17 protein-coding genes are annotated in these 15,191 nt (G+C 32.1%); 10 read left to right on the top strand and 7 right to left on the bottom strand.

Annotated features, from left to right (window positions below):
- The first annotated feature begins 103 nt into the window (after positions 1-103).
- Positions 104-1,714 (top strand): ABC transporter ATP-binding protein, encoded by a 1,611-nt coding sequence (locus tag H3U49_RS03530; protein ID WP_198179728.1) that lies wholly within the window; start codon positions 104-106, stop codon positions 1,712-1,714.
- A 252-nt stretch (positions 1,715-1,966) separates the two neighbouring features.
- Complete coding sequence (locus tag H3U49_RS03525) at positions 1,967-2,308, top strand: hypothetical protein (RefSeq protein ID WP_198179726.1); 342 nt, start codon at positions 1,967-1,969, stop codon at positions 2,306-2,308.
- A 46-nt stretch (positions 2,309-2,354) separates the two neighbouring features.
- Here H3U49_RS03525 and H3U49_RS03520 read toward each other — a convergent pair whose 3' ends face one another.
- The 4 genes from H3U49_RS03520 to H3U49_RS03505 all read right to left on the bottom strand — a co-directional run bounded on the left by H3U49_RS03520 (position 2,355) and on the right by H3U49_RS03505 (position 4,647).
- Positions 2,355-2,717 carry a hypothetical protein gene (locus H3U49_RS03520; protein WP_198179724.1) on the bottom strand — a complete coding sequence of 121 codons (363 nt, stop codon included), beginning with the start codon at positions 2,715-2,717 and terminating at the stop codon, positions 2,355-2,357.
- A gap of 171 nt (positions 2,718-2,888) precedes the next feature.
- Positions 2,889-3,878 carry an HNH endonuclease gene (locus H3U49_RS03515; RefSeq protein ID WP_198179722.1) on the bottom strand — a complete coding sequence of 330 codons (990 nt, stop codon included), beginning with the start codon at positions 3,876-3,878 and terminating at the stop codon, positions 2,889-2,891.
- A 223-nt stretch (positions 3,879-4,101) separates the two neighbouring features.
- Positions 4,102-4,356, bottom strand: a complete 255-nt coding sequence (locus tag H3U49_RS03510; RefSeq protein WP_198179720.1) for a hypothetical protein — start codon at positions 4,354-4,356, stop codon at positions 4,102-4,104.
- Between the two features lie 27 nt (positions 4,357-4,383).
- On the bottom strand, positions 4,384-4,647 hold the full coding sequence (locus H3U49_RS03505; RefSeq protein ID WP_198179718.1) for a hypothetical protein: 264 nt from the start codon (positions 4,645-4,647) through the stop codon (positions 4,384-4,386).
- A 201-nt stretch (positions 4,648-4,848) separates the two neighbouring features.
- On the opposite strand from H3U49_RS03505, the gene H3U49_RS03500 reads away from it, so the two are divergent.
- The 6 genes from H3U49_RS03500 to H3U49_RS03475 all read left to right on the top strand — a co-directional run bounded on the left by H3U49_RS03500 (position 4,849) and on the right by H3U49_RS03475 (position 10,087).
- The gene (locus tag H3U49_RS03500; protein WP_198179716.1) at positions 4,849-5,673 is read left to right on the top strand and encodes a helix-turn-helix domain-containing protein; all 825 of its coding nucleotides are present in this window, start codon (positions 4,849-4,851) and stop codon (positions 5,671-5,673) included.
- A gap of 339 nt (positions 5,674-6,012) precedes the next feature.
- Entirely contained in the window at positions 6,013-6,864 is an 852-nt protein-coding gene (locus H3U49_RS03495) for a DUF4097 family beta strand repeat-containing protein (RefSeq protein ID WP_198179715.1), read from the top strand.
- A gap of 45 nt (positions 6,865-6,909) precedes the next feature.
- A complete protein-coding gene (locus H3U49_RS03490) occupies positions 6,910-7,761 on the top strand; it encodes a DUF4097 family beta strand repeat-containing protein (RefSeq protein WP_198179714.1) in 852 nt (283 codons plus the stop codon).
- A gap of 37 nt (positions 7,762-7,798) precedes the next feature.
- The gene (locus tag H3U49_RS03485; RefSeq protein ID WP_198179713.1) at positions 7,799-8,686 is read left to right on the top strand and encodes a DUF4097 family beta strand repeat-containing protein; all 888 of its coding nucleotides are present in this window, start codon (positions 7,799-7,801) and stop codon (positions 8,684-8,686) included.
- A 22-nt stretch (positions 8,687-8,708) separates the two neighbouring features.
- Positions 8,709-9,656 (top strand): GIN domain-containing protein, encoded by a 948-nt coding sequence (locus H3U49_RS03480; protein WP_198179712.1) that lies wholly within the window; start codon positions 8,709-8,711, stop codon positions 9,654-9,656.
- A gap of 119 nt (positions 9,657-9,775) precedes the next feature.
- Positions 9,776-10,087, top strand: coding sequence for a MazG-like family protein (locus tag H3U49_RS03475; RefSeq protein WP_198179711.1), 312 nt, complete (start codon positions 9,776-9,778; stop codon positions 10,085-10,087).
- 371 nt (positions 10,088-10,458) lie between these two features.
- Here the strand turns inward: H3U49_RS03475 and H3U49_RS03470 are convergent, their stop codons facing one another.
- The 3 genes from H3U49_RS03470 to H3U49_RS03460 form a co-directional block, all read right to left on the bottom strand.
- Positions 10,459-11,568: an SLAP domain-containing protein gene (locus H3U49_RS03470; RefSeq protein WP_198179710.1), complete on the bottom strand. Its 1,110-nt coding sequence runs from the start codon at positions 11,566-11,568 to the stop codon at positions 10,459-10,461.
- 224 nt (positions 11,569-11,792) lie between these two features.
- Positions 11,793-12,902, bottom strand: a complete 1,110-nt coding sequence (locus H3U49_RS03465) for an SLAP domain-containing protein (protein ID WP_198179709.1) — start codon at positions 12,900-12,902, stop codon at positions 11,793-11,795.
- A 161-nt stretch (positions 12,903-13,063) separates the two neighbouring features.
- Entirely contained in the window at positions 13,064-14,149 is a 1,086-nt protein-coding gene (locus H3U49_RS03460) for an SLAP domain-containing protein (protein WP_198179707.1), read from the bottom strand.
- Between the two features lie 260 nt (positions 14,150-14,409).
- Between H3U49_RS03460 and H3U49_RS03455 the strand changes: the two genes are divergently transcribed.
- Together H3U49_RS03455 and H3U49_RS03450 are read left to right on the top strand one after the other, a co-directional pair.
- Complete coding sequence (locus tag H3U49_RS03455) at positions 14,410-14,598, top strand: type II toxin-antitoxin system HicA family toxin (protein ID WP_198179705.1); 189 nt, start codon at positions 14,410-14,412, stop codon at positions 14,596-14,598.
- A 38-nt stretch (positions 14,599-14,636) separates the two neighbouring features.
- Positions 14,637-15,017 carry a type II toxin-antitoxin system HicB family antitoxin gene (locus H3U49_RS03450; RefSeq protein ID WP_122052988.1) on the top strand — a complete coding sequence of 127 codons (381 nt, stop codon included), beginning with the start codon at positions 14,637-14,639 and terminating at the stop codon, positions 15,015-15,017.
- The last annotated feature ends 174 nt before the right edge of the window (positions 15,018-15,191 follow it).

The following is a 15,191-nucleotide window of genomic DNA, read 5'->3' as shown; positions in this document are numbered from 1 at the left end:
GTTTTTACTAAAATATTCAAATAATAATTTAATATAATTTAATGATAAAATGAAGTTTAATTTAATTAAAGCTTTTTATATTCCAATGTACCAGGAGAATGCAATGTCTTTCAAAACTTTTTTTAAAACACTACCTAAGTCATTATTATTGGGAATTCTAATTGCAACTATAATTTATTCTTTTGATGGCGTGGTTTTATCATCAGTAGTTTCAAATGTGACACTTTTCAACCGCCATACACCCGCTATAAAAGCAGTGTTGTATATCATTAGCAGTTTGCTGGCTCTGGGATTAGTTTATTTCGCCATGACCCTAAAGCAAATCTGGATCAATCAGGCAATCAAATTAATGAATATCAAAATAAAAGACAGTTTTGTTTACGGTCAGATAGTTAACCCTGACTTTGCAGCAGTTGCTTCAGATAATGTTTCAAAGATTTTTAATGACTTCAAGTTGATTGAAACTAATTATTTTAAAAATTTTTTTGAATTGTGTGGCGCCATTTTGATGGCTGTAATATCCAGCTTTTATATTCTTTGGCTTAATTTTGCAATTGGGATTTTATTCATTTTGTTTTCACTGCTGCCAATGCTTTCATCCAAAATTTTTGGCAAAGTATTAAGTGATTCCTCTGAAGCTTGGCAAAAAAGCAGCAGCACTTATTTAGGTAAAGTAACCGACTTGTTTAATGGTATTCGCACAATTAAAACTTATTTAGCTGAAAAAACAATGTTTGCAGATACAGAAAACTACTTGCAGCAAACAGAAAATTCTTACAAAAAGATGAATGACTATCAAGCTTGGGCCATTTTTCTCAGCGCCATTCTTTCTGCATTGAGTTTTATTCTTCCTCTTGGTGCAGGTTTGTTTTTTGTTATCAATGGTCAGGCCGAACCAGCAGCTATTATCGCCATTTTCTTAGCCAGTGACCGTGTCGTTGGGCCCCTGAGAAATGCCGCACAATGCCTAAATGAGATGAAGACAACAGAAAATATTCGTAAAAGTCTCAAACTGTATTCGCTTGAATTTGCAGAAAACAAGAATAGTCACCTTAATTCTCCTAGCATCAAGATAGATGATGTCAGTTTTGCTTACAATGACAAAAAGGTGATTTTGACAAATTTAAGTTTAACAATTCCATTCAGAACCAAAATTTTAATTACTGGTAAATCCGGTGCAGGCAAATCAACAATCTTCAACTTAATAGAAGGCTTCATTAAACCTACAAGCGGACAAATTTTTCTTCAAGATGGTTCTCAAGTAGTTAAAAATATCGCTGGTTCTGGTGAACTTGCTTATATTGCTCAGAGTCCATTCATGTTCAATGACACTTTGCGTCTTAATCTGACTCTAGGTAAAGAGTTTTCGGATGAAGAATGCTTGAAAGCACTAAAAGCAGTCGGGTTATTAGCAGAACTAGGTGATAATTGTTTAGACAAAAAGTATGGTGAAAATGGCGCCAATCTGTCAGGTGGACAAAAGCAAAGAATTGAAATTGCTCGTGCACTGATTTACCGTAAAAAGATTATTTTAGTAGATGAGGCCACCTCGGCTTTAGATAATGAAACAGGTAAAAAAGTGCAACAAGTAATAAACAGGTTGAACTGCACTGTGTTGGAAATTGCACACCATTACGATGAGCATATATTTAAAGACAATAACTTTAAACATTACGTGTTGCAAGACAACACTCTTTTAGAACAGAATAAATAAACTTAATACAAATTTTTTATTATTCGGCTATATATTGAACCAGGGCCTTCGTTTGGCGTGTGTTGTAATACATTAATTCTCATTATTTTGCTCCTTTTAAAATAATTTAGCATCATAATGTTTTTAATAAAATATTATAATAATGTTTTAATATTATTATAATTTAATGATAAAATAAAATTTAAGTCTATACAGTAAAAAGATTAATTTTTTTATTGCGTAGCCTTATTAAATTTAATTTGAAAGGTTCAAATGATGCTGAAGTATAAACTTAATCCGAAAATCGCCTTATTCTTAATGGGCATTTTACAATTTTTAATTGGTATTCTTTTTATTTATTATCACAAAGATAAGATAGCTATATATACTTACTTTTTCTTTGGTGTAATATTAGTGCTAGGCACTATTTTCATTAAAACCACCCACCCTGTAAAAATTATTCAAAAAGCTAATCTGGATGGCGGAGAAAAGTTTTGCAAATACTTAATTTTAGCAGCTTTGGCATTTTCGCTTCTAGTATTAATTTTTGATAGGAATAATCTAACTTCGTATATTCCACAGATTGATGCATACTTATTTTTTATCCTATTTTAACCTATTGGTTCCAGGAAAAGTAGTAAATAAAAAGTACTGCAACAGCTCAATCAAAACATGCGATACTTTTTAATTTCCAATTCCAAAACGAATTGGATTTTTTTTGCATATAAATCCCAACAGCTTTATTTTTGATACTTACAACATAATAGCCCCGTTCTTTAGTTCCACCTTGAAACTCGCTAATTTTCTGGCAGCGATCACTTGTTTTAAGAGAATGTAAAAATTTCGCTGTTTTTCTATTAGTTGCTACTTGGTTAATTTCTCGTGTATCGTGATTCCTTATTATGTGATTAACCTGGTACTGTGCTACGTCAGGTACATAGTCATTTGATGACCAATAGTAAAATAAAAAAAGACAAACGGCAACAATACATGTAAATATAACCAATTTTACTTTCTTAGTCATTATTGCCACCTCATTTACAATATTGACCAAATAATAATTCATTTTATTAAAAAAGCAACATATAAAAATGACTGGCTATCATTTGCATAATGATAACCAGTCCTTAACTATATATTGATAAGCTATTCTAATTAGTAGAAAAATTTCCTTTAAATTTTATTAATTCCAAATTTAACTCAGCCAATTATCTATCTTAGATGTTCCACATATATCCGTTCCCTTAGGATCCAGCGCGTTTTCTATTTCTTTTCCAGATATTTCGTTCCCATTTTCTTTTATTTCCTCAAGATTATCTTTGTTAACTGTATTTATAATGAACTGATAACCACCGTTTTTATTATCCCTATTTACATATTTATCATCTACTTTTTTATAAATGGTAAAGTATTTTCTAAAGCCAAAATTTTTTTGTTCTCTAACTAAGCTATATCTTTCACCATTATCTATTTTTGCTTTATAAAAGTGGTAACACTCACTTAACCTTCTTATGTAGTTTTTTCCTTTCTCCCCGATACATTCCTCAGGATCGCCAAAAATCCTATTAGACTTTTTTTCGTTGCAAGGCTCACAAACTAATGCCCAGTTTTTATAATAATCATTGCCGCCCTCTTTTTTAGGAACAATATGATCTATTTGACTATCAGTAAAACAAAGATCTTTACCACAATAAGCACATTTTCCGTCATATAAGCAATAAACAATTCTTTTTTCTTGTTCATTTAGAGGCGGGGTATTATTGGGAACTTTAAAACCAAACCTGCTGTGATATTCTGCTGCCCCAATAATTTTGCAGCCATTTTCTTTCATTCTATTGAGAATCGTATTTTGATTTTCAAAGTCTGCTTTTTGCATATCTTTTAAGACGTAATCCTCTTCTACAACAATAAGGAGTTTATGACCTGCTTGGGTAAAAAAATCTTGAATATCTTCAAATACTTGCTTTACATGAGGTGCAGATTGGGTTTTAACAGATCCTGTGCATAATATTTCGCCATTATGAGTAGAATATAAATAAGAAGAATTTCTCCCCATATAGCCAATTGCATTAAATTTTGTTAAGTCAATGTCATTAATTTCTTTAATCTTGCTACAAGGTAAACTCGAAAAAGACATGTTCCTTAATTTGTGTAGTAAATTAATTTTTTTATTGCACTGAATCATGGCTATCACCTGTTCTTAAATTTGGATTATTATTTTGTCACTTTGATAATAGCACATTATTACTATACATGTATTAAAAAGGCTTATTTTAATTTTTATCAAAGTTAAATAGCTTTATTTTTATCATAGAAAAAATGCTTCTTATAATTAGATTACAAATCTATTTAATAGAAGCACTTTAACGTTAAAATTCTTATTACAAATTATTTTATGCTTTTAATAACTAATCGTTCAAAGCAACTTTTCTGAATATAAAATATACTGCTGCTAGTGCACATACCTGAACTACTCCAAGAAGAATGCTGACACTGTTTAAAGCAGTGAAATTCTTAAATAGCAAGTAAGATGCAACTGGGGGTATAACAATAATTGCAACCGCTACACCCGCAAAAATTCTGTTAAGAGCTTGCAGTTGCTCTCTTCCTGCATATTCCATTCCAGCAAATAATACAAGAAGTAAAACCATAATCCACAACATTGTTTTACCTCATAAATACTTTATCGTTTACTTTGTTGCCCGACGATCTTTAAACATATAAAAGAAGCCTAACAAAATAAGCAAAACTATTACAGAATAAAAAGACGGTAAAATTTGACCAAATTGAAAATTATGTACTACTAATTCGTAGGCTAATAAGGCAACGGAGGCTAATATCAACACCATTCCCCTATTTGTTCTAAGAATTTTGATTATTGGATTATCTTTATAGATTTTACCCAAACACCAACATGCAATGATCAAAGCTGTATATGCTATAATTTCAGTCATGTATTATCCTCCTTTCCAAACAAATGTATAAAAGACATATTCTTACGTCGTTTATGTAAGATAACGACTTTTTAATCAGCGAAATAAACCAAATATAATTATTGATTTATTTCCAAACTAAGAATAACATTAAATCATTATTAATAATGTGCAAAATCAGCACATTGTTTTAAGAGTAATAAACTTAAAAAGAGTGCAACCATGAGTAATTTTGGCAAAACAATTCATAAACTTAGAACTACACGTAAAATGACCCAGCAAGAATTAGCACAGGATTTGTTTGACCGCAGCACAATTTCTAAAATTGAGAATGCTGAATTATCAACGACTTACGAAAATGAACTTAAATTAATAGAGCGATTGGGTCTAAACCCTAATGAGTTTGAATATATTAGTAATGGTTATCATATCAGTACCAAAAATCAGCTATTGCATCGGTTTTTAAACCTTGACGGCAGCATTGATCAAAACGAAATAAAAAATTTGCTAGAGGATTGCCTTTGGGTCAAAAACGATAATGATATTAAACGTATTGCCATTATCCTTAAATCTCTATTATTAGTTGATAAACCAAAGGGATATACTCATGCACAAGAACTTGTCCAACCAATCTGGTTCGACTCTCTTAGTGATCTCCAAGTTTTCACAGTTACAGATATTACAATCCTTAATTCCATCTTATTTGCTTTTGACTATCGAACAGCAAACGAAATTATTTCCAAGATTATTGCAAATATAGACAATCATTACCCATTTATGAGAACTCTGAAAACTAATACGCTAATTAATCAGGCAATAATACAAATGACGCATCACAAATTTAAGTTAGCTGTCGCTACTTTAAATAGTTTAAAACCTTTATTAAAGAGTCTAAGACAGTATGATAAATTGCTTGTAGTTAATGCTCGAATTGCAATTTGTCAAAAACACAAATTAGAAGCACTAGAACAGATTAATTTATTAGAAAAAATTGGTGCTGATAATTTAGCAAGGCATTTAAAACAGGAAATCAAAGAATTTTTTTAAATAAAAACATTAATGCCCACTTCTAATGTTACTAACAAAAGCCATCTAAAAATAAACCTTTGAAATTTCAAAGGTTTATTTTTTATCTTAAAAAATTAATGGTACAGTAGCTAATCGTCATCAAAATGAAACATACCATTTTTTGTTTACTATTGCCTATCACCTAAAAAATCTAATATCATATATTGTATAATATAGCTGAAGATAGTATAATAATGTTAATAATAAACAGCAAAATTTTTATTATTAAAAAACAAAATCTGCTTTCATAATATCGTAATTGATTTAACTAACTATTGAAAGTCAGCTCGTTTAAATTAAAATGAGGGGGTAATTATAATGAAAAAGATTTTTAAATTTGGCATTTTTTGTGGAATTGTTGGTCTTCTTACATTCGCAGGTTTGAAAATAGATAGTGCTTTACAAAAGCCTCAAGTAGCAGAAGCCAAAACTAATCAAACTACCAAAAGAGTTTACACAGTTAAAAAATTTAATAAAATTAAATTTTCTTCATACAGACCCAATACTATTGTTACTTTAGGTGACAAATACCAGGTCAAAATTAAAGCTAAACGTGGTGGAAATGCACAAAAAATTAAAACCAAAGTGAAAAATAAGCAACTAACTATTTATGATAAGCCAGAAAAGCACTTTAATGATGGCTATTATGAAGTCACTGTTACTGTACCGAGTAAGAACGCTTTGAAAAAGGTATCAGGATATTTACGAGGAGGTTCCGTATATTTAGAGAAGTTAAATGTCCCAGTAATAAATCTTAAGTCAAACATTGCTTATTTAGCTCTGGATCATATTTCTTCTCAAAACGTTAAGTTAAAGATTAAACATCAAGTTTTAGACATAATGGATTCAAATTTACAAAATTCTTCCATTAACATTGGCAAAGGCAATATAGCTTTTAACGATAGCAAGATCAAAACTAAAGTATTCATTACCAAAGGCGGCATGCTTATTAATGATTGTACTTTTTCGGGTGATAGCTCGTTTACTCTTAATAAGGGAGTATTTTCAATGACTGGTTCGCCAAAAATCAATTATGATTTGCGAGTTAATCCTAAGCATAAAATTGTAACTGATACTAAAGATCATCGTAATCGGCTTCTTATATCCGTACCAAACAAGCCAACCGTTAAAGTAACCAGCAAAAATGCAAATATAGAATTTTTTAAATAAGCTTTACTTGTTTAAATTTAATATAAGTATACTAAGGAAATAAAAATGAAAAAGATTTTTAAAATTGGCATTTTTTGTGGAATTGTTGGTCTTCTTATTTTCGCAGGTTTGAAAATAAATAGTGCTTTGCCAAAGAATCAAATTACAGAAGCTCAAACCAATAAAATTACCAAAAGAGTTTACACAGTTAAAAAATTTAATAAAATCAAATTTTCTTCTTACAGACCTAATACTGATGTTACTTTGGGTAACAAATACCAAGTCGAAATTAAAGCAAAACGTGGAGGAAATGCACAAAAAATCAAAACCAAAGTGAAAAATAAGCAACTGACTATTTATGATGAACCGGAAAAACACTTCAATGATGGCTATTATGAAGTAACTGTTACTGTACCAAGTAAGAATGCTTTGAAAAAGGTATCGGGATATTTACGAGGAGGCTCCATATATTTAGAGAAGCTAAATATACCAGTAATAAATCTCAAATCAAACATTGCTTATTTTGCCTTTGATCATGTCTCTTCTCAAAATGTTAAGTTAAAAATAAAACATGAAGTTTCAGACATAATGGATTCGAATTTAAAGAATTGCTCTATTAACATCGGTAAAGGTAATATGACTATTGATGACAGTAAAATCAAAGCTAAAGTGCACATTAGCAAGGGTGGCATGACAGTTGTTGGCAGCACTTTCATGGGTGATAGTTCCTTCACTCTTAATAAAGGATTATTTTTGATGACAGATGCTCCTAAAATAAGTTATGACCTGTGCGTTGATCCTAAGCATAAAATTGAAACTGACAATAAAGATTATCATAAACGCCTATCTATTATCGTACCGAACAAACCAACTGTTAAGGTAATTAGTAAAAATGCAAATATAGAATTTTATAGATAGATTCAATTTGTTTTAATTAGAAATGAAGAAATTAACTATGAAAAGATTATATAAATTAGGCAGCTTTTTAGGAATCATCGGATTATTGGTGCTCATTGGCGCTAAGGCAAATAATTTCCTACAAAATCCTCAGTATCAAGATGACAAAGTCGTTTTTGCCAAAAAGTCTGCATCTCAAAATAAAGTCAACAAAAGTTTTAGTGTTAAAGATTTTGATCAAGTCAAACTTAACACCAATAGGCCTGATATCAAATTCGCTGTAGGGAATGCTTTTAGTGTACAAGCCAGCGGAACTCACAGAGCACATATCGCTCTTACCAGGGTCAGCGTTAAAAACAGAAAACTAACTATCTATGACAAACCTACCGGTCATCATAATTATGGCGGATATACAGTTACCATAACGGTTCCTAATAAGAACTCTATAAATAAGGTTACTGGGAATTGTGATATCAGTGATATCTACTTCAACGGTTTGAATATTCCAAGTGTTGATGTCAAAACAGGCTATGGCGATGTTATCCTTAATCACGTCAACTCTGAAAATGTTAGTGTCAAGCAAACAAATGGTGACTTGAAAGTCTTAAATTCAACAATTAAAAACAGTACAGTTAAATTAAGCGTTGGAGATTTAACAATTAAAAATAGTAAGTTCAAAACAAAGGCCAATTTAGCTTTAGCACCTGACTTCAAATACAGTAGTGTCAAAATTCAAAATTCCAGCCTTTTAGGAAATAGTTCAATTAATTTGGCTATAGGTGACTTTGTTATGACGGGTGCTCCGAAAATCAGTTATGATTTGACAACTAAACCAAAAGGTAAAATCAAATTTCAAAGCAGACATTACACTCATCAATTTTCTAAGACTGTTCCTAATCAACCACTTCTTAAAGTAAACAGCAGAGGAAATATTAAAATAGATTAATTAAAATGAAGGTAAATTAGAAATGAAAAAGTTTTATCAAATATGTGGCAGTATCGCTACTTTAGCAGCTCTTCTTTTTGCAGTTGGCATAGTAAACAACAATTTTTCGAAAACTGGAATCGTTGATGCAAAAGCCAGTCAAACTACAAAAACAAATAGCTACAAAGCAGTTGTCACAAAAACAAAGAAAGGCAAAGTCAAGAAAACTTATACTGTTCCCAAATTTAGCCAAATCAAACTTGCTTGTTACAGACCAGATGTGGTCATTGACTTAGGTAAAAAATTTAAAATCACTGTTATAGGAGAAAAAGGAGCCGATGTTAATAAAATTAATACAAAAGTGGACAACAATCAGCTTACTCTTTATGATGAACCCGAATATAAATTCAACGATGGTGACTATCAAATAAATATTACCGTTCCCCACAAAAATAGCGTAAAAAAAATAACTGGTTTCAATTATGAATATGGTGTCATAGTAGATAAATTGAATATTCCCAGTATTAATTTAAGCTCAACTGCAGGATCCCTTTTTATTTCAGACGTTAAAGCAAATAATGTGACCTTTACAGTTAAAAACTATGACGCCAAACAAAATCATGACGAGGATAATGAATGCATAGATGTCTTTGATTCTAAATTAAAAAGCAGTAATTTCAATGTAAATAAAGGAAACATTTATATTTATAGTAGTAAGCTAAAAACTAATACTTTTATCAATCATGGCAATTTTAATTTTGGCAACAGTAAAGCTATTGGCCAAAGCACAATCGATCTAAATACCGGTAATTTTAGCATGTTCGATATGTTTGATTTGCCAAAAATCAATTGTGACCTTACAACTGATTCTACACAAAAAATAAAAGTTGGTAAAAAATACTATTCTCATCATTTTTCTACCCCTTCTCAAGCAAACCCATTGCTTAAAGTTACCAGTAAAACTGGCAAAATTTCAATATCTAAGGATTAAGCTATATAGTCTAGCGTCAAAACTCACACAGTAAAATTAGTCAACCTAATTTGATATTCTTTGCACCTATTTACAAATTAAATATAAAATAGAATAAAATCATTATTTAGGAGTCCAAATTGATCATAGACACTAAGAAATTGCAAAAAGCAGTCATGGAAAATAAGAAAAAACACGGTTTCAATACCACAGATATTGAGTTTGAATTATTACGATTACATGGAGAAGCTAATGAGTTATTTGAAGCCTGGCGCAAGAATAATAAGAAAAATATTAATGAAGAATTAGCCGATGTGGGGATATTCTTACTGGGCATTGCAGAAATGCTTGGCAGTGATTTGGGTGAAGACATTGTTAATAAAATGAAAATAAACGAAAAAAGAATATACAAAAATGGCGTTAAACTTGGTCCTGCTGATACAGATAAATAGACCGATAGCTTTGGTTTAATAACAGCATGGTCAAGCTATCAGCTACTCATTCAATTCTTGCAAAAGTTTAGGAACAGGCAGATATTTTCGACTTGCGTAGGTTTGGTTTTGCTTTTTACGGCTTTAGTGGAACTTATAGATAACCCGAGAAGTGGCTCAGGTCTTCTTTCTATGGAAGCTGGCCTGCTATGCGTATTATTCCCCTAATGAACATTTAGAAATAGTTATTTCTGAAAAGTGTAATCTTAATTTGACAAAGGTCCCAAAATTTTCTCAATTTCGGGACCTTTTTATAATACAAAAATGCGCCTAACAGCTTATTCTTACTATTAGGTGCATTTAAATTATTTATTCAGGTTTTTCAAAATTATTTATTTGACAGTTTTTTGCTTGGCGTTTTGCTGTGCTTCTTCAGCTGTATTGATAGGACTTAGTCTAACACCGGCAATAAATCTAACATCACTCGCTTTGACATAGCTATCACCAAAATCTACTTGATCACCGCCTCTTCCGTCTGGCTTATCAGTGGCATAAAACCTATGACCCTTCATATGGTAAAACAGGTCGGCTTTATTTTCGGCTGGCACCCAAATATAAAGCAATTTATCTACCTTTATATTACCTCCCTGTTTCCTGATTCTTTGTCCATCATTATCTTGCTTGGTGCCATCGGCATTATAGACATCTGTATCTTGATAAAATCTAATATAAGAATAATGCTCAAGGTCATAATAATGATGCGGAAGTTCTTTTTGAACTTTAACGTCCAGGCAATAGAGCCAATTATTCGTCCCTTTAATACGATAAATAGTAGGATTTGGGATAGCCGAATGACCAATCTCCTCCGCATAGTTATCTTCTTCAGCTCGGTCGACTACGAACGTAGTACCTTTTTTAGCCTTTTTAACAGTTTTGACCCCATTATCGATCTTATAAATTGGTGCACCACCGTCGCTTGTCACTGTTGCGATAGTTTCTTCAGTGTTTGAAGCAATGATTTTGCCCAAGTTGCTGGCTCTCACATATTGTTTAGCGGGACCACCAATGCGGTAATAACGTAGACCATTCTTAAACTTAACGGTACCGCCATAAGTTGTAATGGAAGTTCCTTTTCTAATTAAACGATAGTCAGCCCTGCGTGAACTGGTAGCATAAACATAGGAATTATGCTTAACTTCACGTTTAACACCGTCAAGGTTATTAGCTTTGATATATTGCTTTTTGCCGCTAATTTTATAGTATGGGGCATAGGGTTTGAAATCTAAGATTAATGGCTTTTTATCAACTTCAATCCGGCGAAAAGCTGGATATTTAGTGTCTACCTTTTGTCCATCCTCATCGTATGCTTGTGATGTATACATAACGGTTCTTATAGTGCTGGGAATCTTTGCCTGAACAGTATGGGCTTGATGATTAAATGCCCAAATTGCAGTAAGTCCTAAAAAACCAGCTGCTAAATAATGAGTAAGTTTCTTATTCATGTACTTTAACCTCTCTTCTCCAAAAAATGCTATCTCTATTTTTGATTTTCTAATTTCTGCAATCAAAACAAGAAATTATATAATTTCATTCTGTACTTTTCTTAGTGATTAATGAAGGTAAAAAATGGTGAATTAAATTAGGCAAATATCTTAATAAAAAATGCATCCAATAGCTGGCTTTTACTATTAGGTGCATTTAAATTATTTAGTTCTCTTAAAATAATTTATTTGGTCATTTTTTGCTTAGCAGCTTGACTTGCTTCTTCAGCTGTGTTGATCGGCTTTAGTTTTACGCCGTCAATAAATCTAACATCACTCGCTTTGACATAGCTATCGCCAAAATCTACTTCACTACCGCCACTTCCGTCTGGCTTATTAGTGGCATAAAACCAATGACCCTTCATATGATAAAACAGTTCTGCTTTATTTTCGGCTGGTACCCATATATAAAGCAATTTATCTACCTTTATATTACCGCCTTGTTTCCTAATTCTTTGTCCATTATTATTTTGCTTGGTGCCATCGGCATTATAGACGTCTGTATCTTGATAAAATCTAATATAAGAATAATGCTCGGAGTTATAAAAATGATGCGGAAGCTCTTTTTTAACTTTAACGTCTAGGCAATTGAGCCAATTATTCGTCCCTTTAATGCGATAAATAACTGCATTTGGAATAGCCATATTGGTTATATCGTCAGCATATCCTTCTTCTTGAGCTCGGTCAACTACGAACGTAGTACCTTTTTTAGCCTTTTTAGTAGTTTTGAGACCATTATTGATCTCATAAATTGGAGTCCCACCGTCTTTTGTCACTGTTGCGATAGTTTCTTCGGTATTTGAAGCAGTGATTTTGCCCAAGTTTCCGGCTTTCACATATTGTTTTGCAGGACCACCAATGCGGTAGTAGCGCAAACCATTCTTAAACTTGACGGTACCACCATAAGTTGTAATGGAGGTTCCTTTCCGAATTAGGCGGTAGTCAGCCCTGCGTGAACTTGTAGCATAAACATAAGAGTTACGTTTGACCTTGCGTTTAACGCCATCGATGTTATTAGCTTTGATATATTGCTTTTTCCCGCTAATTTTATAGTATGGGGCATAGGGTTTGAAAGTTAGGATTAATGGTCTTTTTTCAACTTTGACCTGATGAAAAGCTGGATACTTAGCTTTAACCTTTTGTCCATCCTCATTGTATGCTTGCGACGTATACATGACAGTTCTTATGGTGCTGGGAATCTTTGCTTGAACAATATGGGCTTGATGATTAAATGTCCAAATGGCTGTTAAGCCTAAAAAACCGGCTGCTAAATAATGAGTAAGTTTCTTATTCATGTACTTTAACCTCTCTTCTTCAAAAAATTGCTATCTTTATTTTTGATTGTCTAATTTCTGCAATCAAAACAAGGAATCATATAATTTTATTCTGTGCCTTTCTTGATAATTAATGAAGGTAAAAAATGATAGACTTAATTAGGCAAATATCTTAAAATGATTTATTTGGTTATTTTTTGTTTAGCGTTTTGCTGGGCTTCTTCTGCAGTGTTACTCGGACGTAATTTTAGGCCAGCAATAAATTTAACATCTTTTTGCTTAACATAGCCATCACCAACATCTATTACAGAGGTTCCTCCATCTCGTGAGGCAGAGGCGTAAAATTCATGACCCTTCAAGTGGTAAAATAATTCAGCTTTCGTTTCAGCTGGTACCCAAATATAAAGCAATTTATTTACCTTTAAAAACCCACCTTGTTTTCTGATCTTTTGTCCGTGATGATCTTGCTTAGTACCGTCTGCATTGTAAACATCTGTATTTTTATAAAACTTAATGTAAGAATAATGTTCAGAATCATAGTAATGTACAGGCATTTTCTTTTTGGCTTTAACTTCACTGCTCAATAACCAATATTTTGTACCCTTAATATGATAAGTAAATATTTGGGGATCATCTTCATCTCCTCCATTATTTTCAGCATAGTCTACCGTAAATTTTGTACCCCTTTTGGCTTTCTTGGAATAAGTATCGTCTTTAATAAAATCATAAAGTCCAGCTCCTTCTTTTGCAGTTACTTTCACAGTTGTTTCTTCTGTATTAGAACTAATAATCTTACTTAAGTTACTGGCTTTAACATATTGCTTTTTTGGTCCACCAATGCGGTAATAACGTTGCCCGTTTTTAAATTTGAAGGAATTGCCATAAGTTGTAATTGTATTGCCTTTTCTAAGCAAACGGGAGTCAGCCCTCCGAGAGCTTGTAGCGTAAACATAAGAGTTTCGTTTGACCTTGCGTTTAACACCGTCAATGTTACTTGCCTTGATATATTGCTTTTTACCTTTAATTTGATATGCGGGTGCAAACGGCTTAAAAGAAAATGGAATTGGTTGATCATCTAACTTAACCTGAGTATAAGCTGCATATTTTCCTTTTACTTTATCACCGTACAAATCATAAGCCTGGGCATCGTGCATCACTGTCTTAACAATACTTTTAGCTTCTACAGTATTAGTTTGTTGGTTTAGCACCAGACATGCAGAAATGCCCAATATAGCAACTGCTAGGTAACGAAAAAGCTTTTTAGTCATATAATTTTTACTCCTTTCTCTTAAGACAGGCACTGTTGTTACTGCATCGCTCTTATTTCATAAAAATGCAAAACAAATGGTAGCGCAAACATACTGGCTATAATTCATTCTGAACCTTTCTCAGTAATTAATGAAGGTAAAAAATGGTGGGCTTAATTAGACAAATATCTTAATATATATGGAGATACTTAATTTTAAACTTTCTTCGTTGAATTTATATGTATTTATACGTATAATAAGAAACATGGAAGGTTTACTTTATGACGAAGACGCCGAGAGAAATTATCAAGATTTTAAAAAAGCAAGGCTTTATAAAAAAGTCTCAAAACGGATCCCATCTAAAAATGTATAACCCCATTACAAATGTTACTATTCCTGTTCCCATTCATCCGAAAGAAATGAAAAAAGGACTAGAACAGAGAATTCTAAAAGAAGCTGGATTAAAATGAATTTTTCAGCTAATTTTTACATGTTAGGAGGAATTAATATGTCTAAACTTTTAGTATACCCTGTTATACTTCACCCTGAAGACACTGGCTATACTGTCGAAGTTCCAGATATTACAGGTGGTTTTACTCAGGGCGAAGATTTAACTAATGCTTTGGAAATGGCTTCTGACATGATTGGATTAATGTTGGAGGACACGACTAATTATCCTAAACCATCTAAGTTAGAAAGTATCCATGTTGCTGACAATGATATTAAAACTATTGTTGCCATTGATATGGATGATTATAGACGCAATAATTCCAAGACAATCCGCAAAACAGTAACTGTACCAGAATATCTGGTAAAAATGGGCAAAGAGAAAAATTTAAATTTTTCTGCTGTACTAACTAAAGCCTTAAAAACAGAATTAAATTTATAACTAGAAAAAATAAGTCCTGGAAGTTAAGTAACTTTCGGGATCTTTTTACAATTTTTGAACTAATTGTTAAATAGCATAATACAAAATAATGCACCTAATAGCTGATTTTTACGGCTCTTTGTCAAATCCTGTTGATAGAGATTAAACGAAAAGAATCAAGCAGCTAATAAACTG

The sequence above is a fragment of the Lactobacillus sp. W8174 genome (assembly GCF_016100975.1).
GTDB lineage: Bacteria > Bacillota > Bacilli > Lactobacillales > Lactobacillaceae > Lactobacillus > Lactobacillus juensis.
Note: the sequence above shows the minus strand (reverse complement) of the source record. Positions and strands in the feature narration are given on the sequence as shown.

Coding starts and splice junctions, on each gene's coding strand:
- H3U49_RS03530 (WP_198179728.1), top strand. CDS start 104: ATGTCTTTCAAAACTTTTTTTAAAACACTACCTAAGTCATTATTATTG.
- H3U49_RS03525 (WP_198179726.1), top strand. CDS start 1,967: ATGATGCTGAAGTATAAACTTAATCCGAAAATCGCCTTATTCTTAATG.
- H3U49_RS03520 (WP_198179724.1), bottom strand. CDS start 2,717: ATGACTAAGAAAGTAAAATTGGTTATATTTACATGTATTGTTGCCGTT.
- H3U49_RS03515 (WP_198179722.1), bottom strand. CDS start 3,878: ATGATTCAGTGCAATAAAAAAATTAATTTACTACACAAATTAAGGAAC.
- H3U49_RS03510 (WP_198179720.1), bottom strand. CDS start 4,356: ATGTTGTGGATTATGGTTTTACTTCTTGTATTATTTGCTGGAATGGAA.
- H3U49_RS03505 (WP_198179718.1), bottom strand. CDS start 4,647: ATGACTGAAATTATAGCATATACAGCTTTGATCATTGCATGTTGGTGT.
- H3U49_RS03500 (WP_198179716.1), top strand. CDS start 4,849: ATGAGTAATTTTGGCAAAACAATTCATAAACTTAGAACTACACGTAAA.
- H3U49_RS03495 (WP_198179715.1), top strand. CDS start 6,013: ATGAAAAAGATTTTTAAATTTGGCATTTTTTGTGGAATTGTTGGTCTT.
- H3U49_RS03490 (WP_198179714.1), top strand. CDS start 6,910: ATGAAAAAGATTTTTAAAATTGGCATTTTTTGTGGAATTGTTGGTCTT.
- H3U49_RS03485 (WP_198179713.1), top strand. CDS start 7,799: ATGAAAAGATTATATAAATTAGGCAGCTTTTTAGGAATCATCGGATTA.
- H3U49_RS03480 (WP_198179712.1), top strand. CDS start 8,709: ATGAAAAAGTTTTATCAAATATGTGGCAGTATCGCTACTTTAGCAGCT.
- H3U49_RS03470 (WP_198179710.1), bottom strand. CDS start 11,568: ATGAATAAGAAACTTACTCATTATTTAGCAGCTGGTTTTTTAGGACTT.
- H3U49_RS03465 (WP_198179709.1), bottom strand. CDS start 12,902: ATGAATAAGAAACTTACTCATTATTTAGCAGCCGGTTTTTTAGGCTTA.
- H3U49_RS03460 (WP_198179707.1), bottom strand. CDS start 14,149: ATGACTAAAAAGCTTTTTCGTTACCTAGCAGTTGCTATATTGGGCATT.
- H3U49_RS03455 (WP_198179705.1), top strand. CDS start 14,410: ATGACGAAGACGCCGAGAGAAATTATCAAGATTTTAAAAAAGCAAGGC.
- H3U49_RS03450 (WP_122052988.1), top strand. CDS start 14,637: ATGTCTAAACTTTTAGTATACCCTGTTATACTTCACCCTGAAGACACT.